The sequence below is a fragment of the Streptomyces sp. NPDC098789 genome, assembly GCF_044759975.1.
Lineage (GTDB): Bacteria > Actinomycetota > Actinomycetes > Streptomycetales > Streptomycetaceae > Streptomyces.
Window position 1 is genome coordinate 90,606 of record NZ_JBIWAJ010000013.1, and the last position, 26,188, is coordinate 116,793.

At 72.8% G+C, this 26,188-nt stretch carries 24 protein-coding genes and 1 riboswitch; of the genes, 11 read left to right on the forward strand and 13 right to left on the reverse strand.

The window, feature by feature from the left end; all coding sequences use genetic code 11:
* Positions 1–108 precede the first annotated feature (108 nt).
* The 3 genes from ACIQWR_RS25090 to ACIQWR_RS25100 form a co-directional block, all read right to left on the reverse strand.
* A complete protein-coding gene (locus tag ACIQWR_RS25090; protein WP_404013505.1) occupies positions 109–1,620 on the reverse strand; it encodes a M4 family metallopeptidase in 1,512 nt (503 codons plus the stop codon).
* 206 nt (positions 1,621–1,826) lie between these two features.
* A complete protein-coding gene (locus tag ACIQWR_RS25095) occupies positions 1,827–2,492 on the reverse strand; it encodes a response regulator (protein ID WP_404013508.1) in 666 nt (221 codons plus the stop codon).
* Positions 2,489–3,808, reverse strand: coding sequence for a sensor histidine kinase (locus ACIQWR_RS25100; RefSeq protein WP_404013511.1), 1,320 nt, complete (start codon positions 3,806–3,808; stop codon positions 2,489–2,491). The genes ACIQWR_RS25095 and ACIQWR_RS25100 overlap by 4 nt, the downstream gene beginning before the upstream one ends.
* Positions 3,809–4,278: 470 nt before the next feature.
* On the opposite strand from ACIQWR_RS25100, the gene ACIQWR_RS25105 reads away from it, so the two are divergent.
* Both ACIQWR_RS25105 and ACIQWR_RS25110 read left to right on the forward strand, forming a co-directional pair.
* The gene (locus ACIQWR_RS25105; protein ID WP_404013514.1) at positions 4,279–4,833 is read left to right on the forward strand and encodes a heme-binding protein; all 555 of its coding nucleotides are present in this window, start codon (positions 4,279–4,281) and stop codon (positions 4,831–4,833) included.
* Positions 4,834–4,900: 67 nt separating this feature from the next.
* Positions 4,901–6,331 (forward strand): M1 family metallopeptidase, encoded by a 1,431-nt coding sequence (locus ACIQWR_RS25110; RefSeq protein WP_404013516.1) that lies wholly within the window; start codon positions 4,901–4,903, stop codon positions 6,329–6,331.
* On the opposite strand, the gene ACIQWR_RS25115 is transcribed toward ACIQWR_RS25110, so the two are convergent.
* Positions 6,315–6,842, reverse strand: coding sequence for a GNAT family N-acetyltransferase (locus ACIQWR_RS25115; protein ID WP_404013519.1), 528 nt, complete (start codon positions 6,840–6,842; stop codon positions 6,315–6,317). The two genes, ACIQWR_RS25110 and ACIQWR_RS25115, sit on opposite strands and share 17 nt — an antisense overlap.
* A gap of 231 nt (positions 6,843–7,073) precedes the next feature.
* On the reverse strand, positions 7,074–7,649 hold the full coding sequence (locus ACIQWR_RS25120) for a TerD family protein (RefSeq protein WP_399266601.1): 576 nt from the start codon (positions 7,647–7,649) through the stop codon (positions 7,074–7,076).
* 204 nt (positions 7,650–7,853) lie between these two features.
* Between ACIQWR_RS25120 and arfB the strand changes: the two genes are divergently transcribed.
* Positions 7,854–8,279, forward strand: coding sequence for an alternative ribosome rescue aminoacyl-tRNA hydrolase ArfB (arfB, locus tag ACIQWR_RS25125; RefSeq protein WP_399266602.1), 426 nt, complete (start codon positions 7,854–7,856; stop codon positions 8,277–8,279).
* Positions 8,280–8,298: 19 nt separating this feature from the next.
* Here arfB and ACIQWR_RS25130 read toward each other — a convergent pair whose 3' ends face one another.
* A complete protein-coding gene (locus ACIQWR_RS25130; RefSeq protein WP_404013869.1) occupies positions 8,299–8,793 on the reverse strand; it encodes a flavin reductase family protein in 495 nt (164 codons plus the stop codon).
* 419 nt (positions 8,794–9,212) lie between these two features.
* On the opposite strand from ACIQWR_RS25130, the gene cdgB reads away from it, so the two are divergent.
* The gene (gene cdgB, locus ACIQWR_RS25135; protein ID WP_404013522.1) at positions 9,213–10,940 is read left to right on the forward strand and encodes a diguanylate cyclase CdgB; all 1,728 of its coding nucleotides are present in this window, start codon (positions 9,213–9,215) and stop codon (positions 10,938–10,940) included.
* Between the two features lie 79 nt (positions 10,941–11,019).
* Complete coding sequence (locus tag ACIQWR_RS25140) at positions 11,020–12,039, forward strand: CBM35 domain-containing protein (protein WP_404013524.1); 1,020 nt, start codon at positions 11,020–11,022, stop codon at positions 12,037–12,039.
* Positions 12,040–12,067: 28 nt separating this feature from the next.
* Here ACIQWR_RS25140 and ACIQWR_RS25145 read toward each other — a convergent pair whose 3' ends face one another.
* The 3 genes from ACIQWR_RS25145 to ACIQWR_RS25155 form a co-directional block, all read right to left on the reverse strand.
* A complete protein-coding gene (locus tag ACIQWR_RS25145) occupies positions 12,068–13,000 on the reverse strand; it encodes a 1-phosphofructokinase family hexose kinase (RefSeq protein ID WP_404013526.1) in 933 nt (310 codons plus the stop codon).
* 138 nt (positions 13,001–13,138) lie between these two features.
* Complete coding sequence (gene nagA / locus ACIQWR_RS25150; protein WP_404013529.1) at positions 13,139–14,290, reverse strand: N-acetylglucosamine-6-phosphate deacetylase; 1,152 nt, start codon at positions 14,288–14,290, stop codon at positions 13,139–13,141.
* Complete coding sequence (locus ACIQWR_RS25155; protein ID WP_404013872.1) at positions 14,290–15,246, reverse strand: ROK family protein; 957 nt, start codon at positions 15,244–15,246, stop codon at positions 14,290–14,292. The genes nagA and ACIQWR_RS25155 overlap by 1 nt, the downstream gene beginning before the upstream one ends.
* A 226-nt stretch (positions 15,247–15,472) precedes the next feature.
* Between ACIQWR_RS25155 and ACIQWR_RS25160 the strand changes: the two genes are divergently transcribed.
* The 3 genes from ACIQWR_RS25160 (at position 15,473) to otsB (ending at position 17,924) form a co-directional block, all read left to right on the forward strand.
* A complete protein-coding gene (locus ACIQWR_RS25160) occupies positions 15,473–16,729 on the forward strand; it encodes an extracellular solute-binding protein (RefSeq protein ID WP_404013875.1) in 1,257 nt (418 codons plus the stop codon).
* Positions 16,730–16,796: 67 nt separating this feature from the next.
* Complete coding sequence (locus ACIQWR_RS25165; protein ID WP_354381239.1) at positions 16,797–17,033, forward strand: DUF3263 domain-containing protein; 237 nt, start codon at positions 16,797–16,799, stop codon at positions 17,031–17,033.
* A gap of 33 nt (positions 17,034–17,066) precedes the next feature.
* Positions 17,067–17,924, forward strand: coding sequence for a trehalose-phosphatase (gene otsB / locus ACIQWR_RS25170; protein ID WP_404013531.1), 858 nt, complete (start codon positions 17,067–17,069; stop codon positions 17,922–17,924).
* 85 nt (positions 17,925–18,009) lie between these two features.
* Here otsB and ACIQWR_RS25175 read toward each other — a convergent pair whose 3' ends face one another.
* From ACIQWR_RS25175 to ACIQWR_RS25190, 4 genes are all read right to left on the reverse strand, one after another.
* Positions 18,010–18,351 (reverse strand): CU044_2847 family protein, encoded by a 342-nt coding sequence (locus ACIQWR_RS25175; protein WP_404013533.1) that lies wholly within the window; start codon positions 18,349–18,351, stop codon positions 18,010–18,012.
* A gap of 32 nt (positions 18,352–18,383) precedes the next feature.
* Entirely contained in the window at positions 18,384–20,816 is a 2,433-nt protein-coding gene (locus ACIQWR_RS25180) for a CHAT domain-containing protein (protein WP_404013536.1), read from the reverse strand.
* Positions 20,817–20,969: 153 nt separating this feature from the next.
* Positions 20,970–22,412: a trehalose-6-phosphate synthase gene (locus ACIQWR_RS25185; protein WP_404013538.1), complete on the reverse strand. Its 1,443-nt coding sequence runs from the start codon at positions 22,410–22,412 to the stop codon at positions 20,970–20,972.
* A 46-nt stretch (positions 22,413–22,458) separates the two neighbouring features.
* Positions 22,459–23,409, reverse strand: coding sequence for a glucosyl-3-phosphoglycerate synthase (locus ACIQWR_RS25190; RefSeq protein ID WP_404013540.1), 951 nt, complete (start codon positions 23,407–23,409; stop codon positions 22,459–22,461).
* Positions 23,410–23,646: 237 nt separating this feature from the next.
* A riboswitch (SAM riboswitch) is annotated at positions 23,647–23,798 on the forward strand.
* Positions 23,799–23,815: 17 nt separating this feature from the next.
* Between ACIQWR_RS25190 and thrC the strand changes: the two genes are divergently transcribed.
* The 3 genes from thrC to ACIQWR_RS25205 all read left to right on the forward strand — a co-directional run bounded on the left by thrC (position 23,816) and on the right by ACIQWR_RS25205 (position 26,058).
* Positions 23,816–25,126 (forward strand): threonine synthase, encoded by a 1,311-nt coding sequence (gene thrC, locus ACIQWR_RS25195; RefSeq protein ID WP_404013542.1) that lies wholly within the window; start codon positions 23,816–23,818, stop codon positions 25,124–25,126.
* A gap of 33 nt (positions 25,127–25,159) precedes the next feature.
* Positions 25,160–25,435, forward strand: coding sequence for a ubiquitin-like small modifier protein 1 (locus ACIQWR_RS25200; RefSeq protein WP_399266612.1), 276 nt, complete (start codon positions 25,160–25,162; stop codon positions 25,433–25,435).
* A 416-nt stretch (positions 25,436–25,851) separates the two neighbouring features.
* Positions 25,852–26,058, forward strand: coding sequence for a cold-shock protein (locus tag ACIQWR_RS25205; RefSeq protein WP_003967346.1), 207 nt, complete (start codon positions 25,852–25,854; stop codon positions 26,056–26,058).
* Positions 26,059–26,188 lie beyond the last annotated feature (130 nt).

Below are 26,188 nucleotides of genomic sequence, written 5' to 3' on the forward strand. Positions count from 1 at the left end.
GTGGTCGATGGTGTCACGGGTGGGGGGTGCGCGCGGCCGCAGGGGCGGTCGCGGGGAGCCCGCGGGCCCTCCGGCGCGCTCCCCGCGGCCGCCCGCCCGTCGTCCGGGTCAGTGGACGTTGACGGCGTTCCAGGTGGCGGCGACCGCCGCGCGCTCGGGGCCGGCCGCGCCGTAGAGGTCGGTGGCGGCCTGGAGGGTGGCCGCGCGGGCCCGGGAGTAGTTGGTGGTCGAGGTCATGTAGACGCTCAGGGCCCGGTACCAGACGCGGACGGCCTTCTCCCGGCTGATGCCGAGCAGCTTCGAGCCGTCGTAGGTGGGGGAGTCGTAGGTGATCCCGTTGATCACCTTGCGGCCGCTGCCCTCCGAGAGGAGGTAGAAGAAGTGCCGGGCGGGGCCGGAGGCGGCGTCGGGGCTGAGGGTGCCGATGTCGCTCGACCAGTAGTCGCGGGAGACGCCGTCGCTGCTCGGGCGGTCCATGGTGCGCAGGGCGCCCTTGTAGACGCGTTCGCCGATGAGGTAGTCGCCGATGTCGGTGGGGTTCTCCGCGAAGAACTCGCCGGCGGTGCCGAGGATGTCGGAGGTGCCTTCGTTGAGGCCGCCCGATTCACCGGAGTAGAGGAGTCCGGCGGTGGCGGAGGTCAGGCCGTGGGCGAGTTCGTGGCCCACGATGTCGAGGGAGGTGGGCGGCTTCCCGCTGCCGGCGGCGCCGTCGCCGTAGCTCACGCAGCCGCAGGAGTCGTCCCAGAAGGCGTTGTTGTAGTTGGTGCCGTAGTGGACGCGGGAGACGACGCCGCGGCCGTCGCCGCGGATGCCGTTGCGGCCGAGGAAGCCCCGGTAGAAGTCCCAGGTGACGGCGGTGCCGTAGTGGACGTCCACGCCGGCGGTCTGGCGGTTGCTCGGCTTGCCGTTGCCCCAGACGTCGTCCGCGTCGGTGAAGAGGATCCCGCCGGTGTTCTGGTTCTGGGCGTCGAGGGTGCGCTGGTCGCCGCGGGGGAGGTCGCGCAGCTGGAAGAGGGAGCCGCTGGGGTTGGTGCCGAGGGGGACCGTGCCCGCGTACTGGCTGTTGCCGCTGCCGGCGTGGACGGTGTCGTACGAGCCGAGCACGGCGCCGCTGCGGGCGTCGGTCACCGTGTGCAGTTCGCTCGGGGTGCCGTCGGGGCGGGGAGTGCGGGTGACGGTGTCCCAGGCGGGGGCGGGGGTGTCGGTCGCGGCCCAGATGATCCGGCGGGCGTCCGGTCTGGGGGCGGCGGCCGGGGCGGCGGCGAAGGTGGTGGCCGCGCTGACCGCGGCGGCCCGCAGGGCGGCCGGGGCGGCGGCGTCGGTGGTGGTGCGGGTGCCGTCGGGGCGCTGGTGGACGATCAGGTCGCCGCCGAGGACGGGGATCCCGCCGATGGCCCGGTCGTAGTGAGTGTGGGTGGTGCCGTCGGGGTCGGTGGTGGTGGCACCGGGGCGGACGGTGAGCTGCTCGGCGCTGGCGGCGGCGGGGCCGTTCGGTCCGGCCGGTCCCGCGGGGGTCGCGCTCGCCGGGGCGGCGAGGGTCGCGAGGGTGGCGGCGAGCACCGCGGTGGTGGCGGTGGCGAGTCGGACGAGGGTGCGGGGGGAGGACGCGGGGTGGGTCACTCTGGCTCCTTCGCTGGCGGCGGCGGCCGGGGTGTGGCGCGTGAGCGGAGCGTGCCAGCGGAGGGTGCGGATGGGACAGGGATGTGACGGGTGCCGGGGCGTGGTTGTCCGAAGAGTGGGCGTGACTGTCCGGATTACGGCGGGTGGGGGCCGGGGGCGCGGGGCGCGGGTGCGGGGGCGGCGTACGGGTACGGGCCCGGGCGCGGTCAGGAGGGGAGGAGGCGCTGCTCCTTGGCGACCGAGACGGCGCCGGTGCGGGTGTCGACGCCGAGCTTGTCGTAGATCCGGCCCAGGTGGGTCTTGACGGTGGCCTCGCTGATGAACAGGGCGCGGGCGATGTCCCGGTTGCCCAGGCCCCGGGCGAGCTGGCCCAGGATGTCCAGCTCGCGCTCCGTCAGGGTGGGCTTCGTACCGCGCATGTGGGCCATCACCCGGCTGGCCACCGGCGGGGAGAGCGTGGTGCGGCCCTGGGCGGCGGAGTGGATGGCCGCGAAGAGTTCCTCGGGCCGCTCGGCCTTGAGCAGGTACCCGGTGGCGCCCGCGCCGATGGCTCGGGTGATGTCGGCGTCCGTGTCGTACGTCGTCAGCACCAGCACGTGCGGCGGCGGCGGGCCGGGGAGCGCGACGATGCGGCGGGTGGCCTCGATGCCGTCGATGCCCTCGCCGAGTTGGAGGTCCATCAGGACGACGTCCGGCCGCAGCGCGGCGGCCAGGGCCACTGCCTCCTCACCGCTGCCGGCCTCGCCGACCACCTCGATGTCCGGCTCGCTGCCGAGCAGGGCGAGCAGGCCCGCCCGCACGACGAGGTGGTCGTCGCACAGGAGGATCGTCGTCGCGGCCGTCGGTGTCGTCGGCCGTGCCGGTGAGGTCATCGGGGGGACTCCAGGGCTGTGGGGGAGGGGGTCAGGGGGAGTGCCGCGGAGAGGACCGTGCCCTCGGACGGGGTGGACTCGACGGTCAGCGTGCCGCCCAGCTGGCGGACCCGGGCGCGCATCGCGGGCAGGCCGTGGCCCCGGTCGGAGCGGCCGGGCGCGGGCGCCCCGGAGGCGGTCGCGGGCGCGGGGAAGCCGCGGCCGTCGTCCGCGACGTCCAGGACCACCTGGTCGCCGAGGAAGCTGAGCGTGAGGGCCGCGGTGCGGGCGCCGGAGTGCTCGCGGACGTTGGCGAGGGCGCCCTGGGCGATGCGCAGCAGCGCGGACTGGGTGCGGGCCGGGAGCGGCACGGGTGCGCCCTCCAGGTGGAAGCGGACGGTGACCTCGGGGCCGGCGTCCAGGCCGCGGAGCGCCTCGGTGAGGGGGACGCCGTCGGCCAGTTCGGACGGGGCCAGGTCGTGCACCAGGCGGCGCGCCTCGGCGAGGCCGCGGGCCGCGATGTCGGTGGCGGTACGGACGTGCGCCCGGGCGGTGGCCGGGTCCGCGTCCCAGGTCCGCTCGGCGGCCTGGAGCAGCATCTGCTGGCTGGAGAGGTTCTGGGCGAGGGTGTCGTGGATCTCCATGGACAGGCGCTGGCGCTCGGCGAGGGTGCCTTCGCGGCGCTCGGTGGCGGCCAGCTCCCGGCGGGTGCGCAGGAGGTCGTCGATGAGGGTGCGCTGGGCCTGGGTCTGGCGCTCCATGTGGACGAACACGGCGGTCGCGAGGGCGGCGACGGCGGGCGGGGCCAGCAGCAGGTTCGGGTCGAAGGCGGTGGCGAGCTTGAGCTGGGCGGCGACCACGAAGGCGGTGAGCAGGGCGACGAGGACGACGGCGGCGCGGGGCGGGAGGGTGCGCAGGGCGGTGTAGAAGAGCGGGACGGCGCACCAGGCGAAGCTGGGGGCGAGGACGACGAGGACCACCCAGGTGGTGACGACGAGGGCGAGCCAGGTGAGGTGGCGGGGGGTGGGCTCGGCCTTGCCGGTGCCGGTGCCGGTGCCGGTGCCGGTGCCGGTGGTGGCGGTGGCCTTGGCCTTGCCGGTGGCTCTGGCCGTGGTCGGGCCGAGGACGTAGAGCAGGGCCAGGGTGATGCTCAGGGCGATGATCCACGGGATGCGGGGTTCGCCGGGGTGGCGCAGGAGGAAGCGGGCCACGGAGGAGCCGAGGAGGAGGAAGAAGGCGGCGTGGACGACGGTGGTGAGCGTGCGGCTGGGTGGGGGCGGGGTCACGGTCTTCTTCTTCCTCCTCCGGAGTGGGTGGTGGGCGGGCGTCCCGTCCATCGTGCCTGGCCGAGGGCGGTGCCGCGCCTCGATCGCCGGCGGGCCCGAAGGGTTCGGGCCCGGACCCGCGCCTCAAACGCCGGCGGGGCTGAAATCCAGCCCGCCCGGCGTTTGAGGGCCCGCCGGAGGCCCCCCGAGGCCGCGCCTCAAACGCCGGCGGGGCTGGGTACGGCCCGGCTGAAATCCAGCCTGCCCGGCGTTTGAGGGCCTGCCGGAGGCCCCCGGGGCCGCGCCTCAAGGGCCGGCCCGGCTGAAATCAAGCCCGCCCGGCGTTTGAGGGCTCGCCGGGGCAAGACAACCGTGGCCCCTCCGGGCGGCCTCCGCATCGACCGATCGGTTGACCCCCGGGTCGACCGGAGCGGCCGCGCGGGGGAGCCGGTGCGGGGATCCGGTGGGGTGGGGCGCCGGGACACGATCGGGGGGTAGCCGAAACCCGGGCCAGCAGGCCCCCGGTAACCCCAGGAGCAGCCATGAACACCCGTACCCGCGTCCTCACCGGTGCCGCCCTCGCCCTCGCCCTCGGCGCCGGCACCTTCGGAGCCGTCAGCGCCAGCGCGGCGGACGCCACCCCGGCCCCCGCCCCCGCCTCCGCCGCGGCGAAGAAGGGCGACGACAAGAACTTCACCACCTCGACCCACCTCACCATCGACGCCGCCACCCGCGCCGCCCAGGCCGCGCTGCAGGCGGCCGAGAAGGAGAACCAGAAGGTGACGGTCGCGGTGGTCGACCGCAACGGCAACACCATCGTGACCCTGCGCGGCGACGGCGCCGGCCCGCAGTCCTACGAGTCGGCGCAGCGCAAGGCGTACACCGCCGTGTCCTGGAACGCCCCGACCTCCGTCCTCGCGGGCCGCCTCGCCCAGACCCCGAACCTGAAGGACATCCCGGGCACCCTCTTCCTCGGCGGCGGCACGCCGGTCCAGGCCAAGGGCGCCCCGGTCGCGGGCATCGGCGTGGCCGGTGCGCCGAGCGGTGACCTGGACGAGAAGTTCGCCAAGGCGGGCGCGGACTCCCTCACCAAGTAGCGGTGTCGCGGGCGCCGCGCACCCACCGCGCAAGTCCCGAAATGTAGGACACCCCTACTATCGGAGCGTGGATCACCGCGCCCTGCTCCCCGCCCCCGCCGTCGCGACCGGCCTCGCCCTGCTCCTCGTACTGCTCACCGGGTGTACGGGCGGTCCGGTGCAGGGCAAGCCGGGGGCGTCCGGGCTGCGCGACCCGCTCTTCCCGAAGGCGGGCAACGGCGGTTACGACGTACAGCACTACACGCTCCAGATCGGCTACGAGCCCCGTCAGCGGCACCTGACGGGGACCGCCGTCATCACGGCCCGCGCCACCCAGGGCCTCAGCTCCTTCAACCTCGACCTCGCCGGGCTCGACGTGAAGGGCGTCACCGTCGAGGGCGCCGGCGCCCGCTTCAACCGGACGGGCAACGAGCTGACGGTGCGCCCCGCCGAGGAGCTGAAGAAGGGCGAGGTCTTCCGCACGCAGGTGAGCTACTCCGGCACTCCCAAGGTCATCCGCGACGTGGACGACTCCAAGGAGGGCTGGATCCCCACGGACGACGGCGCGGTGGGGGTGGGCGAGCCGGTCGGCTCGATGGCCTGGTTCCCGGGCAACCACCATCCGAGCGACAAGGCGACGTACGACATCACGCTCACCGTTCCGCAGGGGTACGAGGCGGTGTCCAACGGGGAGTTGCGCTCCCGGACGGACGACGGCGCCGGGCGGACGGTCTTCGCGTGGCACGGCGCCGAGCCGATGGCGAGCTACCTGGCGGTGGCCGCGATCGGCAAGTACCGGATCACGACGGGGAAGACGCCGTCGGGGATCCCCGTGTACGACGCCGTCGCGCCGGAGGAGGAGGCGGCCAGCGCGGGCCCGCTCGCCCGGCTGCCCGAGATGGTGGAGTGGGGGAGCGGGCGGTTCGGGCCGTACCCCTTCAGTACGACGGGGGCGATCGTCGAGCGGCGCGGCACCCTCGGCTACGCGCTGGAGACGCAGACCCGGCCGGTGTTCTCCGGTGCGCCGAGCGAGCTGCTCGTCCTGCACGAGCTGGCGCACCAGTGGTTCGGCAACTCCGTGTCGCCCAAGGCGTGGAAGGACATGTGGCTCAACGAGGGCTTCGCGACCTACGCCGAGTGGCTGTGGTCGGAGGACCACGGCGGGCCGAGCGCGCAGGACCGCTTCACCGCCTTCCTGGAGGGCGACACCCACGTCGATCCCGACGCCGACCGGCCGTGGGGGGAGTTCCCGCCGGCCGAGCCGCCGGGGCCCGAGCACATCTCCGACGACCCAGTGTACTACCGGGGTGCGATGGTCCTGCACCGGATCCGCCAGGAGGTCGGGGACCCGGCCTTCTTCGCGCTGGTGCGCGGCTGGGCGGCCGAGCACCGGCACGGGAACGCCGGTACGCGCGATTTCACGGCCTACGCCGAGAAGTCGACCGGGCACGACCTGGGCGAGGTCTGGGACGTGTGGTTGTACGGGAAGGACAAGCCGAAGGTCAGCGACGGTCGGTGAGCGGCTTGCGCATGACCGTGCAGGGTCGGCCGTGTTCGAGGTCCGGGCCCCGGCGCACCTCGGTGTAGCCCTGGGTGGTCCAGAAGGCGAGGCCGGCCGCGTTGTCGTCGAGTACGGCGAGGCGCAGGCCGTCGCGCCCGGCGGCGCGGAAGCGGTCCTCGACGAGGGTGGCGAGCGTACGTCCGTACCCCGCGCGGTGGGCGGTCGCGTCGATCAGCAGCAGGCCGATCCAGGGGTCCGGGTCGCCGGAGGCCGGGTCGGGGTGGTGGTCGAGGGTGGCGGCCAGGCCGACGAGGCGGCCCGCCGAGCGGGCCAGCAGCACCTGGGCGCCGTCGTGGGCCAGCTCGTCGGCGAGCGCGGCCGCGACCTGTTCGACGGTGATCCGCGCCGGGTCGGGGAAGTCTCCGCTGAGTTCGAAGAAGGCGCGGTTCGTCGCGTAGAGGGCGGCGACCTCGGTGAGGACCGGGCCGGGCAGGGCGCCGTCGACGGGGACGAGGGGTTCGATGATCACCCGATGACCGTAGCAACCGGCGACCGCAGCGATCGGCGACCACGGTGACCGATGACCGCAGCGATCGGCGACCACGGTGACCCGCGACCGCGGCGAGGAGTCCCCACCCGCACGCGGGTGCGCCGAGGCCCCCCGTGCGGACGGGCACGGGGGGCCTCGGCGGGACGTCGGGACGGACGGGTCCCGAGCGGCGAGCTGCGTCGGACCCGCGTCGTGGTCCGGCGGCAGTGACTAGATGTTGACGCCGAAGTCCTGGGCGATGCCGGTCAGGCCGGAGGCGTAGCCCTGGCCGACCGCGCGGAACTTCCACTCCGCACCGTTGCGGTAGAGCTCGCCGAAGACCATGGCGGTCTCGGTCGCGGCGTCCTCGGAGAGGTCGTAGCGGGCGATCTCGGAGCCACCGGCCTGGTTCACGACGCGGATGTACGCGTTGCGGACCTGGCCGAAGTTCTGGCTGCGGGCCTCGGCGTCGTAGATGGAGACCGGGAAGACGATCTTGTCCACGTCGGCCGGCAGGCCCGCCAGGTTGACGTTGATGGACTCGTCGTCGCCGGAGCCCTCGCCGGTGCGGTTGTCACCGGTGTGCACGATGGTCTGGTCCGGGGTGGACTTGTTGTTGAAGAAGACGAAGTGGCCGTCGGAGACGACCTTGCCCGTCGGGTTCACCGCGATCGCCGACGCGTCCAGGTCGAAGTCGACACCGGTCGTGGTGCGGACGTCCCAGCCGAGGCCGATCGTGACGGCGGCGAGGCCGGGAGCCTCCTTGCTGAGCGAGACGTTGCCGCCCTTGGACAGGCTTACAGCCATGGGGATGTCCCTTTCCTCTGTGCTGCCGGCGCCCTGCGACGCCGTGCGACGTCCTCTGACGCCTTGGTGACGTTACCGCTGACTGACATAACGCGGGGAGGGGGTGCAGAGGTTCCAGCCCCGGGCACAAAAGCGGGGGGCGCGGGTCACATCCCGTGCGAAATGCGGGTGACGCGGGGGCGGGCGGCATCGGATCATAGGGGCATGCCTGGTCCCTATGTCATCCGCGGTTCGGTCGTGCTGCCCGAGGCCGAGCTCGCCTGGCGCTTCTCGCGCTCCTCGGGGCCCGGGGGGCAGCACGTCAACACCTCCGACTCCCGGGTGGAGCTGCTCTTCGACATCGGCGCCACCAAGGCGCTGCCCGAGGTGTGGCAGGCGCGGGCGCTGGAGCGGCTCGCCTCCCGGCTGGTGGACGGGGTGGTGACCGTACGGGCCTCCGAGCACCGCTCGCAGCTGCGCAACCGGGAGATGGCGCTGGTCAGGCTGGCCGCGCTGCTGGCGGAGGCGACGGCGCCGCCGCCGAAGCCGCGGCGGGCGACGAAGATCCCGCGCGGGATCAACGAGCGCCGGCTGCGGGAGAAGAAGGCGCGGGCCGAGACCAAGCGCGGCCGCACCGGCCGGGACTGGTGAGCGAGCGGACCGCGACGCCCTAGGCCCCCAGCTGGCGGTAGCGCCCCCGGTAGTAGGTGAGGGGGCCGCCGTCGGAGAGGGGCAGGGGCGGCAGGGCGGCGCTCAGCACCCGCCCGATGACCAGGGTGTGGTCGCCCGCCTCGACGCGGCTCTCGGTCCGGCATTCCAAGGTGGCCAGTGCGCCGCCCATCAGCAGTGCGCCGCTGGCCGGGCCCCGGGTGCGGGGCAGGTCCTCGAAGAGCAGCCGGTCGCTGATCCGGCCCTTCATCGCGAACCGGCCCGCCACGTGGCGCTGGCCCTCGGCGAGCACCGAGACCCCCCACAGCGGCTGCTCGGCCAGCAGGTCGTCCATCCGGGAGCCCTCGCGCAGGCTCACCAGGACCAGCGGCGGGTCCAGCGAGACCGACATGAAGGCGGTCGCCGTCATGCCGACGTCCTCGCCGTCGGGGCCGTCCGCGGACAGGGGTTCCTCGCGTGCGGTGACCAGCACCACGCCCGCTGCCAGCCGGGACATGGCTTCCCGGAACTCGTCGTTGCTCACTCCCTCAGCATGAGGGGTGGCCGGGGGCGCGGGGAGCACGGTGGGGATCAGGGGTATCGCGGGTCTCGTCTTCAGCACACCGGGAACGCTAGTCCCGCGTCCCGCCCGCCACATCGGGCCGTGGTCCCAGGTGCTCCGCGACCCGCGACCTAGGCCATATCTCCCGGTCTTCCCGGTGCCCGGCGTATCGTTTGCTCACGGGAATGTAGGGGAGCGCTCCCAGGTGGCAAGGGCCCCATTATCCATCTCATGTGACTTGAGTCACAGAGGGCAAGATTTGTTGACCCTGTGTACCTGCGGCACAGCTCACTGTGATTCAGTGGGCGGGACACCGCAACGAAACGCCGATGACAAACCTGGAGTTGCTGTCGAGGTCTCGGGGAGAGCGAACGATGGAGACCGAGTCGGAGCCCTACGTCCGTCTTGCGACCCTGCGGCAGCTGCACAGGGTGGTCGCCGAGCTGAATACGGCCCGGAGTCTCGCGGACACCCTGCAGACGGTCGTGGACGGCATCGTCGTGGGGCTCGGTTACGAACTCGCCTGTGTCAACCTCGTACGCCCTGACGGTGATCTCGTCGTCGCCGCCTTCGCGGGCGACCCCGCCGCGGAGGCCCTCATCACCGGCCGCGTGGGCTCCCGCGCCTCCTGGGACCGCCGTCTGACGATGGGCGAGAACTGGGACGGGCTGCGCTTCATCCCGCACACCGAGGGCTGGGTCCTGATCGAGGACGACGTCCCCCAGTGGCACACCGAGGGCCCCGATCCGCGGTTCGAGGACGAGTGGCACCCCGAGGACCGGCTCTATGCCCCCATGCACGCGTCCGCCGGGGAACTGCTGGGCGTCATTTCGGTGGACAGGCCGCGCAACGGACGCCGTCCCGGGGCCTGGGGGCGCGAAGCCCTCCAGATGTACGCCTTCCAAGCGGCGATTGCGATCAGCAATGCGCGACTGCGCGCGAACATGCAGCGGGCCCTGGTCCGGCTCGAACGCGAGCAGCAGGCGCTGCGGGCCAGCGAAGAGTCGTTCCGCCAGGCCTTCGAGTACGCGCCCAGCGGCATGGCCATCGCCGAGATGGGCGGTGACCAGCACGGGCGGCTGCTGCGCACCAATGACGCGCTGTGCCGGCTGCTCGGCCGGCCCGCGTCGGTCCTGCGCCGCTACTCCTTCTCCGACCTCGTCCACCCCGAGGACATCGGCACCCTGTTGCGGACCTCCGCCGAGGGCGGCCGGGCCGAGCTGCGGCTGGGGCGGCGCGACGGGACGTACGTATGGGTGTCGCTGCGCAACTCCGTCGTGGCGGACGCGGCCGACGGGCCGCGGTTCCTGCTGACCCACGTCGAGGACATCGAGGAGCGCAAGCGGCACGAGCTCCAGCTCGCGCACCGGGCCAGCCACGACGCGCTGACCGGGCTGCCCAACAGCGCGGAGCTACGGGCCCGGCTCGGCGCCCGGCTGTGTCGCCGGCCCCAGTCCGTGCGGGCGACGGCGGTGGAGGCCCTGGACGCCGCCTTCGAGGGGCGCGACGGTCGGGCCGGGGCGGGCGGCGGCGGTGAGCACGGCTTTCCCCCCGATGCCGGGCCCGACGGCTTCGAGTTCCCCGGCGTGCCCGGGCAGGCCGGCGGCCCCGGTGGTGCGGGGGGACCGGGCGGTGCGGGGGGACCGGGACCGTACGACCACCACGTGCACACGGTGGCGCCCGAGACGGAGGTCGACGACGGCACCAAGGGGCTCGCCGTCCTCTTCTGCGACCTCGACGGCTTCAAGTCGATCAACGACCGGTTCGGGCACCACACCGGCGACGCGGTGCTGATCGAGGTGGCCCGGCGGCTGACGACCGGGGTCAGGGACGGTGACACCGTCGCCCGACTGGGTGGCGACGAGTTCGTGGTGCTGGCCGACGGGCTCGGCGCCGCGGACGCCGCGGATCTCGCCGTCCGGCTGCGCAACGCGATCATCCCGCCGATCCGCGTGGACGGCCGGGCGGTCCGCGTGGGGGCGAGTTTCGGGATCGGCTGGGCCAGCTGCGGGATGTCCGCGGACGAGGTGCTGCGCTCCGCCGACCAGCGGATGTACATCGAGAAGCGGTCCCGCTCCAAGGCCCACCGCAGGGCCGGCTGAGGCCGTCCGCCGGGCGCCGCCACACCTAGAGCGCGCCTGTTCGAGGTAGGCTCCCGTGGGTCGAAAGGAGTGACCTGCGATGACGACGCCCGCGAACAACGGCTCGCACGGTGGGGCGAACAAGCCCGAGGACGACGATCCGTTCGGCTACCTCTACGAGGACGGGCAGGCAGCCGGAGCCACACCGCCCGGACAGGGTGGTGGATACGGCTACCCCGGCCCCGCCGGTGGCGCGCAGCCAGGTGTCCCCAGGACCTCCTACAACCAGGTGCGCACGGTCGGCGACCGGCCGTACGGCGGCCCGCGCGGGCAGGTTCCCTACCAGCAGGGTCCGCCCGCCCAGCCCCCCTACCAGCAGCCCGGCTACCAGGCGCAGTACCAGGCCCCGGAGACGCTCCAGGCGGGCGGCTACGGCGTACCGCCGCAGCAGCAGTCCCCGCAGTACCACGGCGGCCAGCAGGGTCCGGCGCAGGGCGGCTCCAGCCGCCGCGGCATGCTGATCGCCGCCGTCGCGGTGGTCGCCGCCGTGGCGATCGGCATCGGCGCGGCCGTGATGTTCGGCGGCGACAAGGGCAAGGAGAAGGCGGACGGCAAGCCCGCCGGCCCGACCCAGTCGCAGTCCCAGCAGCCGTCCTCGCCGGGGCCGAGCACTTCGGCGTCGCCCCCGGCGGCCGCGAACCTGCCGAAGGCGGACGCGACGGGCTCCGGTTTCGCCCTCGCGGGCGGTGCGATCGTGCAGAACACCATCCCGGGCGCTAAGTCGAGCACCGGTCAGTACGCGGGCGGGTTCAACAAGCCCGGTGCGTCGCTGACCTGGTCGCTGGACGTGCCCAAGGCCGGTTCGTACAAGCTGAAGATGACGTACGGGGTGCCCGGCAAGGACGGCAGCACCACGCTGACGGTCAACGGCGAGGCGCAGAGCCGCCCGATCAACATGAAGAACTGGGCGAACGCGAAGCCCGGCGAGTGGGACAAGGGCTGGACCAACACCTACTCGCTGGTCGAGCTCAAGGCGGGTGCGAACACCGTCAAGATCTCGTGCGAGACGGGCAACCAGTGCGACGTGGTCATCGACCAGCTGTGGCTGGAGAACGGCTGAGGCCGGTTCCGGCCCCGGTCCCGCCCGGTCACTGATCGGGCGTCGGCGTGACGCTGACCGACCCCCGTACCTCCTCGTAGGTGCGGGGGTCGAACTCTCCCGCCACCGGGGAGTGCACGGTGGCCGCCGAGAGGGCGACCGCGCGGGCGAGGCGGGCGGGCCACTCCAGGCCCTCGGCCAGGGCCGACAGGAGGCCCGCGACGGCGGAGTCTCCGGCTCCGGTGGGGTTGCCCGACAGCGCGCGGGGCGGGGCGGCGCGCCAGCTGCCCTGGGGCGTGGCGGCGAGCAGGCCGGCCGGGCCCAGCGAGGTGATCACCGCGTGGGCGCCGCGGCGGCGGGCGTCGCGGGTGGCGGGGAGCGGGTCGCGGGAGCCGGTCAGCTCGGCGAGTTCGGTGGAGTTCGGCTTGATCATGTCGGGCCGGGCGGCGATCCCGCGGCGCAGGGCCTCGCCGCCGGTGTCGAGGAGCACCGGGACGCCGGCCGCGCGGGCCCTGCGGACGAGGAGCGCGTAGGCGCCGACGGGGACGCCGGGCGGGAGGCTGCCGCACAGGGCCACGGCCTGCGCGCCGGACCCCACGAGGGCGTCGTAGCGCTCCAGGAAGGCGGCCCATTCCGGCGCCGTGATCAGCGGGCCGGGTTCGTTGAACTGGGTGGTGTCGCCGCTCGCCGCGTCGGCCACGGCCAGCGTGCGGCGGGTGGGCCCCGCGCAGGGCAGCAGCGCGTCGAGGACCCCGGGCGCGTGGGCGGCCAGGCCCGCGCGGACCGCCTCGCCCGCCGGCCCGCCGGCGAAACCGGTGGCGGTGACGGCGTGGCCGAGGGCGGCGAGCACCCGGGCCACGTTGAGGCCCTTGCCGCCGGGGCGTTCGATGACGTCGGACACCCGGTGCGAGGCGTGCGGCAGCATCCGCGGCACCCGGTAGGTGACGTCGAGTGCGGTGTTGAGCGTGACGGTGACGATCATGTGGCGGACCCCCGGGTCTCGGTCTGCCGGGATCATGCCAAACAGAAGGCGGTCGGCCCAGTCCCCCGGGCCGACCGCCGTGCCGTTGCAGCCGGTTGGCGGGCCGTCAGCCGCCACCCGCGCCGGTGCGCCGCGTGCTCACGCGCGCGGGTCGATGATCCATTCGCCGTGCCGCATGACGCCCTTGACGTCGAAGTCCGCGTCGAGGACGACGAGGTCGGCGTACTTGCCGGGCTCCAGCGAGCCGACCCGGTCGTACATGCCGAGCAGCCGGGCCGGGTTGGCCGAGATCGCCTGGACCACGGATTCGACGGGCAGTCGGTCCACGGTCACCGACCGCTTGAAGGCGGTGTCCAGGGTCAGCGTCGAGCCCGCGATGGAGCCGCCCTCCACGAGCCGGGCCACGCCGTCCTTGACCTCGACCTCCAGCGGACCGAGGTGGTAGGTGCCGTCGCCGAAGCCCGCCGCGTCCATCGCGTCGGTGATCAGCGCCACGCGGTGCGCGCCCGCGTGGTGGAAGGCCAGCTCCAGCATCGCCGGGTGCAGGTGGGTGCCGTCGTTGATCAGCTCGACGGTGATCCGCTCGTCCTCCAGCAGCGCCGCGATGGGGCCGGGCGCGCGGTGCTCCAGGCCGGGCATCGCGTTGTAGAGGTGGGTGGCGACCGTGGCGCCGGCGTCGATGGCCTCGCGGGTCTGGTCGTAGGTGGAGTCGGTGTGCCCGATCGCCGCGATCACCCCGTGCTCGGCCAGCAGGCGTACGGAGTCCAGCCCGCCCGGCAGCTCGGTCGCCAGGGTGAACATCCGGGCCGCTCCGTGCGCGGCGTCCATCAGCTTGCGGACCTCGGCCGGGTCCGGGTCGCGCAGCAGGTCCTCCTTGTGCGCGCCCTTGCGGCAGGGGTTGATGAAGGGGCCCTCGAAGTGGATGCCCGCGATCTCGCCCTGCTGGGTCAGCTCGGCGAGCAGCGCGGCCCGCCGGGCCAGCTCGTCGAGCTCGCCGGTGACGGTCGAGGCGACCAGCGTGGTGGTGCCGTGCTCGCGGTGCGTGCGCACGCCCCGCAGGATCTCCTCGGGGGTGCCGGAGGTGAAGGAGGCGCCGCCGCCGCCGTGGTTGTGCATGTCCACGAAGCCGGGGACGATCCAGTGGCCGGCGAGGTCGACGGCGGCGGCGCCCTCGTGGGCGCTGCCCGCGATGCGTTCGCCCTCGACGATGACGCGGCCGCCCGTGACGGTCCCGGTGGGCAGCACCACCTTGGCGCCGGAGAGAACGGTGCTGTGTGCGCTTCCGGCCATCAGGCTGGTACCTCCGTGGCGAGTAGGTCCCAGGCGAGCAGACCCGCGCCCAGGCATCCGGCGGTGTCCCCGAGGGCAGCCGGAACGATCTCGGGCAGCCGCTGGAACGTCACGCGTTCCTCGACGGCCGTCCGAAGCGGTGTGAACAAGGTTTCCCCGGCCTCGGCCAGCCCGCCACCGATGATCAGCGTGCGGGGGTCCAGCAGGGTGAGGGCGGTGACCAGGCCGTCGGCCAGGGCGCCGACGGCGGCGAGCCAGACCTCCTGGGCGCGCGGGTCGCCGTCGGCGACGGCCTTCGCGCAGTCCGCGGCGTCCGCTTCGGGGTCGCCGGAGGCGGCGGCCCAGGCGCGGGTGACGGCGGAGGCGGAGGCGAGGGTCTCCAGGCAGCCGCGCTGGCCGCAGCCGCAGGCGGGGCCGCCGGGGCGGACCACGATGTGGCCGATCTCGCCGGCGTAGCCGTGCGCGCCCGCCTCGATCCGGCCCGCGATGCCGATGGCGCCCGCGATGCCGGTGCCGAGCGGGACGAAGAGGAAGCGGTCGGCGCCGCGGCCCGCGCCGATCCGGCCCTCGGCGAGGCCGCCGGTGCGCACGTCGTGGCCCAGGGCCACGGGGATGCCGCCGAGGCGTCTGCTGAGCAGGGCGCGCATCGGTACGTCGCGCCAGCCCAGGTTCGCCGCGTAGACGGCGACCCCGTTCTCGGCGTCGACGATCCCGGGGACGGCGACTCCGGCGGCGGACGCGGTCTCTCCGTACCGTTCCACCCCCAGGTCGCGCAGTTCCGCGGCGAACTCCAGGATCGACTCGACGACGGCGTCGGGGCCCCGGTCGCGGCCGGTCGCGCGGCGCGCTTCGTGGAGCAGGGAGCCTCCCCCAGCTACCGCTGGGTGGGGCCCCCGGGCGACGAGGGCGGCCTTCATCCCGGTGCCGCCCACATCGAGGGCGATGACGTGTTTCACGGGTTTCACAGGTGACAGTCTCGCGTGCTCGGCAGGGAAAGGTCTAGTCCACTGAGAGGGATTGTTGAGTAGCCATACAAATGGGGGACCCCGGGTGCCGTCCGGTTGTGGACACTCCGCGAAAGTGGTGTAGACCTTACGTGGATCTGACGGACGACAATGGGGTGGACCGAGAGCTGTGAGAGCCCGTTATCTGAGCCTGGTGGCCTCCGGCGCCGCACTGTGCATGAGCGTGACCCTGACCGGTTGTGGAACCGAGGTCCTCGGCGGGAACAACGAGGTGACCCTGCACGTCGTGGCGGCCGACTACGGGGACAATCCCGCGAACTCCTCCGCCACGTACTGGAAGGACCTCGCCCACCGCTTCGAGAAGGACCAGCCCGGCATCAAGGTCCAGGTCGACGTCTACTCCTGGACCGAGGTCGACGCGAAGGTCGCCGACATGGTCAAGGCCGGCAAGGCCCCCGACGTCGCGCAGATCGGCGCCTACGCGGACTACGCCGCCGCCGACAAGCTCTACAAGACCGACGAGCTGCTCTCCGTACAGACCGAGGCCGACTTCCTCGCGCCGCTCGCCGACGCGGGCAAGGTCAAGCGCGTCCAGTACGGCATGCCCTTCGTGGCCAGCACCCGGCTGCTCTTCTACAACGAGAAGCTCTTCGCCGACGCGGGCGTCATCCCGGCGGGCGCCGTCGGCACCGGCAAGGGCTGGCAGCCCAAGACCTGGGCCGAGCTGGAAGCCGCGGCCAAGAAGCTGAAGGCGGCCAAGGTCCGCACCCCCTTCGCGCTGCCGCTCGGCCGCGAAGAGGCGCAGGCCGAGACCATGAACTGGCTGCTCGCGGGCGGCGGCGGCTACACCGACAACGAGGAGTCCTACTCCCTCGACGCCCCGGACAACGTCAAGACCTTCGAGTACCTGCGCGACACCCTGGTCGGCGGCGGCCTCACCGGCCCCGTCGAACCGGCGAAGCTGGACCGCCAGGCCGCCTTCGACGGCTTCACGCGCGGCGAGGTCGGCATGCTCAACGGCCACCCGACGCTGATCAAGCAGGCCGCGGCGAAGGGCCTGAAGTTCGGCATGGTCGCGCTGCCGACCTCCGACGGCTCGGAGAAGCCCGCCATGGGCGTCGCCGACTGGGTCATGGCCTTCAAGAACGGCCACCGCAAGGAGTCGGGCAAGTTCCTCGACTTCCTCTACTCGGCCGACAATCAGACCGCCTTCACCAGCCGCTACGACCTGCTGCCGGTGACCACCAGCGGCTACCGGTCGATGGAAGCGGCCACCGGAGCGGGCTCGACCCAGCTCAAGACCTTCCTCCAGGCGCTGCCCTCCTCGCGGCTCTACCCGGTCGGCAAGAAGTCCTGGGCGGGCGTGAGCGAGAACATCAAGCAGAACATCGGCAAGACCGTCCAGCCGGGCGGGCAGCCCGGCAAGACGCTGGAGGAGATGGCGCGCACGGCGCGGGCGGAGGACGCGCACTGAGCGCGTGGCTCCCGCTGCCGGTGGTGCTGTCGGTGGTCCTGTCGGTGGGCGGAGTTAACCTGGCGGTATGACGGAGGGCGGGCGGTTGACGGAGACGGAAGCCGCCGTGCTCGCCTACGAGGGGCGCACCTGGCCCGGTCCCGGTGCCAAGGAGCGGGCCATACGGGAGCGGCTCGGCATGCACCCCGTCCGCTACTACCAGCTGCTCAACGCGCTGATGGACGACCCGCGCGCGCTCGCCCACGCGCCCGGCACCGTCAACCGGCTGCGCAGGCTGCGCGAAGCCCAGCGCGCCCGGCGATAGCCCTCCTCCGGAGGGACCGTTAGGGTCGTGGGCATGGGGAGCCATCCGCACAGCCTGCCTGCCAACAGCCTGCCGATGCCCGTCACCGCCGCCGGACGCGAAGGGCTCGACGCCCTGCTGCGCGACCCGCGCCGCTCGGTGATCGCCCTCGACTTCGACGGCACCCTCGCCGAGATCGTGCCCGACCCCGACCAGGCGCGCGCCCACGCCGACGCCGTGCCCGCGCTGGCCGCGCTCGCGCCGCGGGTGGCCTCGGTGGCTGTGATCACCGGGCGGCCCGCCGGGGTCGCCGTCCGCCACGGGGGCTTCGCGGGGGTTCCGGGGCTGGAACACCTCGTCGTGCTCGGGCACTACGGAGCCGAGCGCTGGGACGCGGTCACCGGGATCGTCCACACCCCCGCCGAACACCCCGGGGTGGCGGCCGTACGGGCCGAGCTGCCGGGCTTCCTGGACTCCATCGGGGCGTGGCGCGGCACCTGGATCGAGGAGAAGGGCCGCGCCCTGGCCGTCCACACCCGCCGGGCCGAGGATCCGGCGGCGGCCTTCGACGCGCTGCGGGAGCCGCTGGGCGAGCTGGCGGCGCGGCACGGGCTGGTGGTGGAGCCGGGGCGGGCCGTGCTGGAGCTGAGGCCGCCGGGGATGGACAAGGGGGTCGCGCTGACGGAGTACCTGGCGGAGGTCGGGGCCGGGGCGGTGCTGTACGCCGGGGACGATCTGGGGGACCTGGCCGCGTTCTCCGCGGTGGAGAAGGTGCGGGCGGAGGGGGTGCCGGGGCTGCTGGTGTGCAGTGGCTCGGCCGAGGTCCCCGAGCTGGCCGCCCGGGCCGACCTGACCCTCGCGGGCCCGCCCCAGGTAGCCGCCTTCCTGGCCGCCCTGGCCGCGGCCCTCTGACCCTGGGGCCAAGGGGTGCGGCGCCGGGTTGCCCGGAGAGCGGTTCCAGCCGCCCGGCGTTCGATGGCAGGCTCCCCGGAGGGGGTCATCCGGCCGCCGGACGGGGTTCCTTCCGGCGCCAGGTGACGGCCACGGTGAAGTTGGCGGTGGTGCTGGCAGCGGCGATGAAGGCCCCCGCCTCGGCGTGCAGGTCGAGACCGAACTCGACGTGGATCTCATCGGGAGTCTCGGCGATCGCCCGGAGCTGGGCGACCACTCCCTCCACCGCGGGCCGCGCACAGCGGACGGCCTCCTCGAAGGTCTTCTGCGCCCGTTCGGTCACCCCGGTGTCGCGGAGCCCGCGGGTCACCATCGCGGACGGCGGGTCCCTGACCTCGATCAGTACGGTGGCGCCCGCCGCCGTGGGAAATTCAACCAGACGTCCCATTCCAGGTGTTCCCTTCCCTCGCGGTTCTCTTCCTAGGGCTCGCCGACCGGCCACAGGCGCGCGGTGTGGTCGGAACTGCCGGTGGCGATCCGGGTTCCGTCCGGGCTGAAGGCCACGGCGTTTACGAAGGCCCACCCGCTGCCCTTGTGAGGCAGGCTGAGCAAGTCCTTGTGGCTGCTCGTGACGTCCCACACTCGGGCCGTGGAATCCGAACTGCCGGTGGCCAGCCGGGCGCCCTCCGCGTCGAACGCCACCGCGTTCACGCCCGAGGCGTGGCTCACATCCAGCAGCGGGCGGCCCGTCACCGAGTCCCACACCCGCGCGGCACGGCTCGCGTTGCCCGTGGCGATCCGGCGGCCGTCCGCGCTGAACGCCACCGCGGACACGGTGGACCGCAAGCCTCCGCCTCTCAGCTTCGATCGCTCCACACCGGTGGTGTCGTAGACGCGGACCCACCGGGATCGGCCCGCGACGACGATGGCCCCGCCGCTCGGGTCCCACGCCAGGGAAAGGACCTCGACCTGGAAGTCGATACAGGCCAGCTCGGACGGATGGAGGGCGATCTCGCGCCGGGCGCGCTCGGCCAGGGTGGCGTACGCGTCCGACGCACCTGCTTGCACGCCCTTCAGCTCGGCCACCGTGTCCAGTACCTGCGCCCACTCCTGGGCGTCGGCACGCGCGTACAACGTGGTGCGCAGGTCGGCGATCTTCCGGCAGACGGCGCCTCGCTGAGCGGCGTCGCGATAACCGCCGTCGGCCGCGAGTTCGCCGTAGCGGTCGGCCGCCGCCGCCCAGTCGTAGGCCGCCTCCGTCCCGAGCGCCTCGGCGTAGCGGCGCTTGTCCTGCGCCTCCCGCAGGCTTCGGCGGGCGCGGGTGGCCAGGCCGTCGGGATCGGCGGCGTCCGGGTCGAGCGCGTGGAGGTCCTCGCTGACCTCGATGACGGCCTGCCACCGGTCGGCATCCGCGTGGTAGCGCAGTTCGGCCTCCAGGTCCGCGACGCGCTGCCGGGCCCGACACGCCTCGCGTCGTGCGACGGCGTCCGAGTAGCCCTGGTCGGACCGCAGGAGCTCCGAGTACGCATCGATCGCGGCTGCCCAGTCGCCGGCGTCCTCGGCGGCCGTGGCCCGCTCGTACGTTTCCGCGAGCCGCCGCTGGTCGACAGCGGTGTCGCGCAGCGCCACTGCGTCCCGGCTGCCCGGGGCCAAGGTGAGCAGGTCGTCGAGCAGCTCGACGGCACGGTCGTGGCGGCCCACGCGCATCTCCGCGGCGGCCCTGACGTACAGGGCGCGCAACGCGGCGTCGCGCCGGTCACCGGTCGGCGGCTGTTTCGGAAGGGGTGACGGGTCCGACGGCGGGGGGGAGTTCGGGGTGAAGCTGAACAACTGGGTGACGCCGCCGCGCACGTACAGCACGGGCGTGATCCACTCCAAGGTATGGCGGCCGGTACCGAGAATCGCGATCCGCCCACTCTGCGCCGCTTCGTCGATCCGGCGACCGTGGGCGAGCGCGGTGTAGAAGCCGTGGGCAAAGCGGATGGCTGCCCCGTCGCTGACGGTGAACTGCATCGCGGCGGCCGCGCTGATGCCGCTGCGGACCAGCGTCGCGCCGGTGCTGGAGAAGACGTCGCGCATCCCGCCCTGCGCCGAGGAGCAGGAATTGAGCACGACGAGCTGAGGAGTGGGCCGGGCCTCACGGAGCAGGTCCGCCAGCCGGGACGCCTCGACCAGATCGGCGCCGCCGCCGCTGTCGACCAGTGCGATCAGTCCCTCGTCCGCACTCTCGTCGTAGTCGCCGTGGCCGATGAAATGCAGTACGTGCCACTCGCCCTCCAACAGGTGCCCGTGCACCCTGTCCCAGCCGGCCTGTGGCACCCAGGTCAGCTCGACCCGGCCCGCCTCGATCTGGTCGGCCAACGCCTCTTCGAGCCGACGGCGCTCCGCGTCGGTGTCCAGCAGGGGCAGCCCGCGCGGCGAGGCGATCACCGCCAGGATGCGCAGGGGCGGCTTCACCCGCAGCGGCTCGGGCGTGTAGCGGGCGGGTACGTGCCGCACGAGCGGCTCCTGCCGGCACAGGTAGACGTCGGCGTCCGGGTCGTACAGCGTCTCCCACGGCAGCAGCGCGAGCTCCGGCGTCTTCAGCCTCAGTACGATCCGCAGCCGCTCCTGCCGCTCCTGCGCCACCCCGCTGCTCGCCCGGTAGGTGCCGTAGACCGGGCCGGTGAAGAGCGCTTCGAAGAGCTGCTGCCCGACTTGCCGCACCGGCTCCTCCGTGGCCGGCACCGCACGCCGCGCGTGCACCGAGGAGGCCAGCACCGTTGCCTCCAGCGCGGCGCGCCGCCCGAGCAGTCCGTCGACGTCGAGCCGCAGCTCGGCGCTGGGCTCCCCGCCGGCCGCCGCGTGCACGACCCGCACCTCGTACGCGTCCGGGCGCGTCCTGGAGACTTCCAATTCGAGGTCAGTGGCCATCGCTGCCCCTTTCGCCGGGCATGACCACGGGCAGCTGAGCGGCAGAGCCGCGGCCGACACAGTGAGAACACAGGTGAGAACAGCCGGAACCGCCTACACGACCATGATGCGGCCCGCCACCTGGGTCCACCAGCGCAGTCGGACCCGCGCGGGCTACCGCGGCCCCAGGGCCGTCAGCTGGGCTTCGAACCAGGCCGCCGGCGGAAGGGCCGTGGCCTGCGCCGCCAGGCGCTTCGTGTGCTCCGCCCGCTCCCCCTCCGGCATGGACAGCGCCGCGTGCAGGGCGGCCGCCGTCTCCGTGACGTCGTACGGGTTCACCGTCAGCGCGTCCTCGCGGAGCTCCGCGTACGCGCCCGCCCCCGTCGACAGCACCAGCACGCACCCCGCCTCCGACACCACCGGGATCTCCTTGGCCACCAGGTTCATCCCGTCCCGCACGGGGTTCACCAGGGCCACGTCCGCCAGCCGGTACGCCGCCAGGGAGCGCGCGAAGTCGTCCTCGACCGAGACCAGCACCGGCTGCCAGTCCGGCGCGCCGAACTCCGCGTTGATCTCCGCGGCCAGCTCCCGCACCGACTCCGTGTACGCGCGGTAGACGGCCAGGTCCTGCCGCGAGGGGTAGGCCGACGCCAGGTGCACCACGCGGCCGTGCCACTCGGGCCGGGTGACCAGCAGCTCCCGGTAGGCCAGCAGCCCGCGCAGGATGTTCTTCGACAGCTCCGTGCGGTCCACCCGGACGATCGCCTTGCGCCCGGCGACCTCCGTCCGCAGCGCGGCCAGCTTGTCGTTCACCTCGGGCCGGTGGGCCAGCGCCCGCAGCTCGTCGCCGTCCACGCCCAGCGGGAAGACCCGCACCGAGGTGGTCCGCCGCGGCCACACCGTGTACCGCCGGTGCACGATCTCCGTGCCGTCCGGGCCGCCCGGCGACGCCGTCCCGTACGCGTCGTCCAGGTCCATCGCGTCCAGGAACGCCCGCGCCCACTCCCCGGTGTGGAAGCCCACCATGTCCGCCCCGAGCATCCCCCAGGCCAGCTCCTCGCGGACGTAGGAGGGCAGGATCCGCAGGTAGTCGTGGGACGCCCAGGGCGTGTGCGTGAAGTGCGCGATCAGCAGGTCCGGCCGCAGCACCCGCAGCATCCCGGGCACCAGGGCCAGGTGGTAGTCCTGGACGAGGACCCGCGCGCCCTGCTCCGCCTCCTCGGCCAGCGCCTCGGCGAAGGTCCGGTTGTAGGCGACGTACGACTCCCAGGCCTGGTGGAACGCCGCGTCGAAGACCGGCTCGCGCGGGACGTCGTACAGGTGGTGGTGGGTGAACCAGAGCACCGAATTGGCGATGGCGTTGTAGGCGTCGTCGTAGACCTCGGGGTCGATGTCCAGCATCCGCACGCCCGGCTCGGCGACCCCGCGGCGCACGGCCTCGCGGTCCGCCTCCGAGAGCGCCGCGCAGATCCACAGCGCGTCCGGTTGGCGGGCGAGGGCGGCGGAGAGGCCGGAGACGAGACCGCCCCCGCCGCGCCGGGCGCTGAGGCCCCCGTCGGCGTCGAGGGCGTACGAGAGCGGACCGCGGTTGGCGGCGACGAGTACCTGAGAGGCCATGCGGGCAACCTAGCCCGGCGGGCCCGCGCTCAAACTGTGAGTGCCGTCATGCCACGCGCCGGTGGGCGTACTCCTCGACGCCCCGCATCGGCGGCCGCTCCACCGTGTCCACCGGGTAGGTGTGCGGCTCGAAGCCGTCCGGGCCGCGCTCGAACTGGGTCAGCTCGGGCCGTACGAGGTGCCCGCGCGAGAGCCGCAGCTGCGCGGTCCGGTAGATCGCGGCGGCCATTCGGCCCAGCGCCCGCCCGTCCTGGTGGCGGTGCAGCCGGACGCCGACGTCGACCTGCGCGAGCGCGTCCAGACCGGCCGTGTGCAGCGCGTCCACCAGCAGGCCGAGCTCCACGCCGTAGCCGACGGGGAAGGGCAGCCGCTCCAGCAGCGAGCGGCGCACCGCGTACTCGCCGCCCAGCGGCTGGACGAATCCGGCCAGCTGCGGCCAGTGCAGGTTCAGCAGCGGGCGGGCCACCAGCTCGGTGACCCGGCCGCCCTGGCCGGGCGCGTCGCCGAGCGGGCGGTCGTACATCGCCTTGACGAACTGCACGTCCGGTTCGGTCAGCAGCGGGCCGACGATCCCGGAGACGAAGGTGGCGGAGAAGTCGCGCAGGTCGGCGTCGACGAAGCAGACGACGTCCCCGCTGGTCACCAGCAGCGAGCGCCACAGCACCTCGCCCTTGCCGGGCACCGCCGGGACCCGCGGCAGGATGTCGTCGCGGTGCACCACGCGGGCGCCGGCCTTCGCGGCGACCTGCGAGGTGCGGTCGTCGGAGCCGGAGTCGATGACGACGAGCTCGTCCACGAGGGGGACGGGGAGGGCGTCCATCAGGTCGCGGCGGATGACCTCGACGATCGCGCCGACCGTCGCCTCCTCGTTGAGCGCGGGCAACACGACGCTGACGGTGGTCCCCGAGGCCCGCTTGGCCGAAAGGAGCTGCTCCAGCGGTCGGTCGGTGGCGGACCAGGAGCGGTCGGCCAGCCAGCGCTCCACCTCTTCCAGCACCTTCAGTACTCCCTGATTGAGTCGTGATTGAGTCGCGATGGGGTCGCGATGGGGTCGTGGTCACCTCATGGTCGGCCATCGATATGGCCGAAATGTGATCCATCTCGCGGTTCGGACGGCTGTCTCAACCATCCATGCCTTCGGTTACAGTCTTGAACAACGCGGAGGACCATCGCATGTCGGGGGTCCTTCCGTACAAACGCACGGGTGCGCCGCCAAGGCGCGTTCGCGCCATACCGCTCATCCAGAGGGGCAGAGGGATACGGCCCGTTGAAGCCCCGGCAACCCTCCAGTCGGTCTCGCGATTTTTTGCAAAGTCAGCGAGGTCCCCGACTAGGGAAGGTGCCAAATCCGTCTCGTGGCGAAGTGCGCCACGGGGAAGATGAGGAGAAAGGGCCTCGCCGTCATGTCTGCACAGACTGCCGTCACCTCTGTTGTCACCCCTGTCGCCACCTCTGCCGCGACCACCGTTGATCTCGGACCCGCCGTCGGGCTTTCCTGCCGCGAATGCGCCACCCGGTTCGAGCTGGGTCCCATTTTCGCCTGTGCCGAGTGTTTCGGCCCGCTCGAAGTCGCCTACGAGCTTCCGACCGGTGACCCCGAGGCGCTGCGCGCCGCGATCGAAGCCGGCCCGAACAACATCTGGCGCTACGCCCCGCTGCTGCCCGTCCCCGCCGACGTGGCCTCGAAGCCGAACCTGAACCCGGGCTTCACCAAGCTCGTGGACGCCGAGAACCTGGCCAAGGAGCTGGGCGTCACCGGCAAGCTCTACGTCAAGGACGACTCCGGCAACCCGACGCACTCCTTCAAGGACCGGGTCGTCGCGATCGCCGTCGAGGCCGCCCGCGCCTTCGGCTTCACCACGCTCTCCTGCTCCTCCACGGGCAACCTGGCCGGGGCCGTCGGCGCCGCCGCCGCCCGCGCCGGACTGCGCTCCTGCGTCTTCATCCCGCACGACCTGGAGCAGGGCAAGGTCGTCATGGCCGGCGTGTACGGCGGTGACCTGGTCGGCATCGAGGGCAACTACGACGACGTCAACCGCTTCTGCTCGGAACTGATCGGCGACCCGCTCGGCGAGGGTTGGGGCTTCGTCAACGTCAACCTGCGCCCGTACTACGGCGAGGGCTCCAAGACCCTGGCCTACGAGATCTGCGAGCAGCTCGGCTGGCAGCTGCCCGACCAGATCGTCATCCCGATCGCGTCCGGCTCGCAGCTGACGAAGATCGACAAGGGTCTGCAGGAGCTGATCAAGCTCGGCCTGGTCGAGGACAAGCCCTACAAGATCTTCGGCGCCCAGGCCGAGGGCTGCTCGCCCGTCTCGACCGCCTTCAAGGCCGGTCACGACGTGGTCCGCCCGCAGAAGCCGGACACCATCGCCAAGTCGCTCGCGATCGGCAACCCGGCCGACGGCCCGTACGTCCTGGACATCGCCCGCCGCACCGGCGGTTACGTCGAGGACGTCAACGACACCCAGGTCGTCGAGGCCATCAAGATCCTGGCCCAGACCGAGGGCATCTTCGCCGAGACCGCGGGCGGCGTGACCGTCGGCGTGACGAAGAAGCTCATCGAGAACGGGCAGCTGGACCCGGCGCTGACGACCGTGATCCTGAACACCGGTGACGGCCTGAAGACCCTGGAGGCGGTGGCCGCCGACAGCGGCCAGACCGCCACCATCCGCCCGAGCCTGGACGCGTTCCGCGCCGCCGGCCTGGTCTGATCACTCCTCGAACCCCGGAAAGGCAGTAGCGCCATGAGCGTCAACGTCCGCATCCCCACCATCCTGCGCACCTACACGGGCGGCCAGGCCGAGGTCGCCGCCGAGGGCGCGACCCTCAGCGAGGTCATCGACTCCCTGGAGCAGAGCCACCCGGGCATCTCCGCCCGCGTCCTCGACGACCAGGGCAAGCTGCGCCGCTTCGTGAACGTCTACGTCAACGACGACGACGTGCGCTTCGAGAGCGGGCTGCAGACGCCGACGCCCGACGGCGTGGGCGTCTCGATCATCCCCGCGGTCGCGGGCGGCTGACCCACCCCGGCGAGGTCCGGACACCCGGCCTCGTGGGCCAAAACCTGAATTGCCCCCTCCGGTAGGAAACGGAGGGGGCAATTCTGCTTGATTGGGCGCGGTAGAGTTGGGGAAGTCCCCACCGCTGTTCTTGCCCGCCGCATATGAACGGGTCGCGGAAGGGTTGACATTGAGTCAACATGCGTGCGCGCTATGGGTCGTTGGCGTGGTTTGTCCGGCCCGAGTTGCCCTGGAAGATTCCTAATTTTCACCCTATTTCAATGTAATGGCGTGTCCAGAATTCTCGTGGGAATGACCTGTTGCAGACAGCAGCGGTGCAGATACATTCAGCCCCGGTCGAGGCGTTCCGGCGCAAGTTCTGACCCGGGTCCGCGAAGTGCGGTCCTGCGCAAGGGCCAGTAATAGGGGAGTTAGGCATGGCTCAGGGCACCGTCAAGTGGTTCAACGCGGAGAAGGGCTACGGCTTCATCGCGGTCGACGGTGGTGCGGATGTGTTCGTCCACTACAGCGCCATCCAGATGGACGGGTACCGCACCCTTGAAGAAGGTCAGCGGGTCGAGTTCGAGATCTCGCAGGGCCAGAAGGGTCCGCAGGCGGACATGGTCAAGCTCGCAGTCGGCTAGCCGGAGCGATCGACCACCGACACACGAACGCGCGGGGCCCGCATCCTGAGACACGGATGCGGGCCCCGCGTGCGTTCCCGGCGGGCCGCCGCGCCCGCCCGCGGTGCACGCGGGAGGGCGTGCGGGGCCC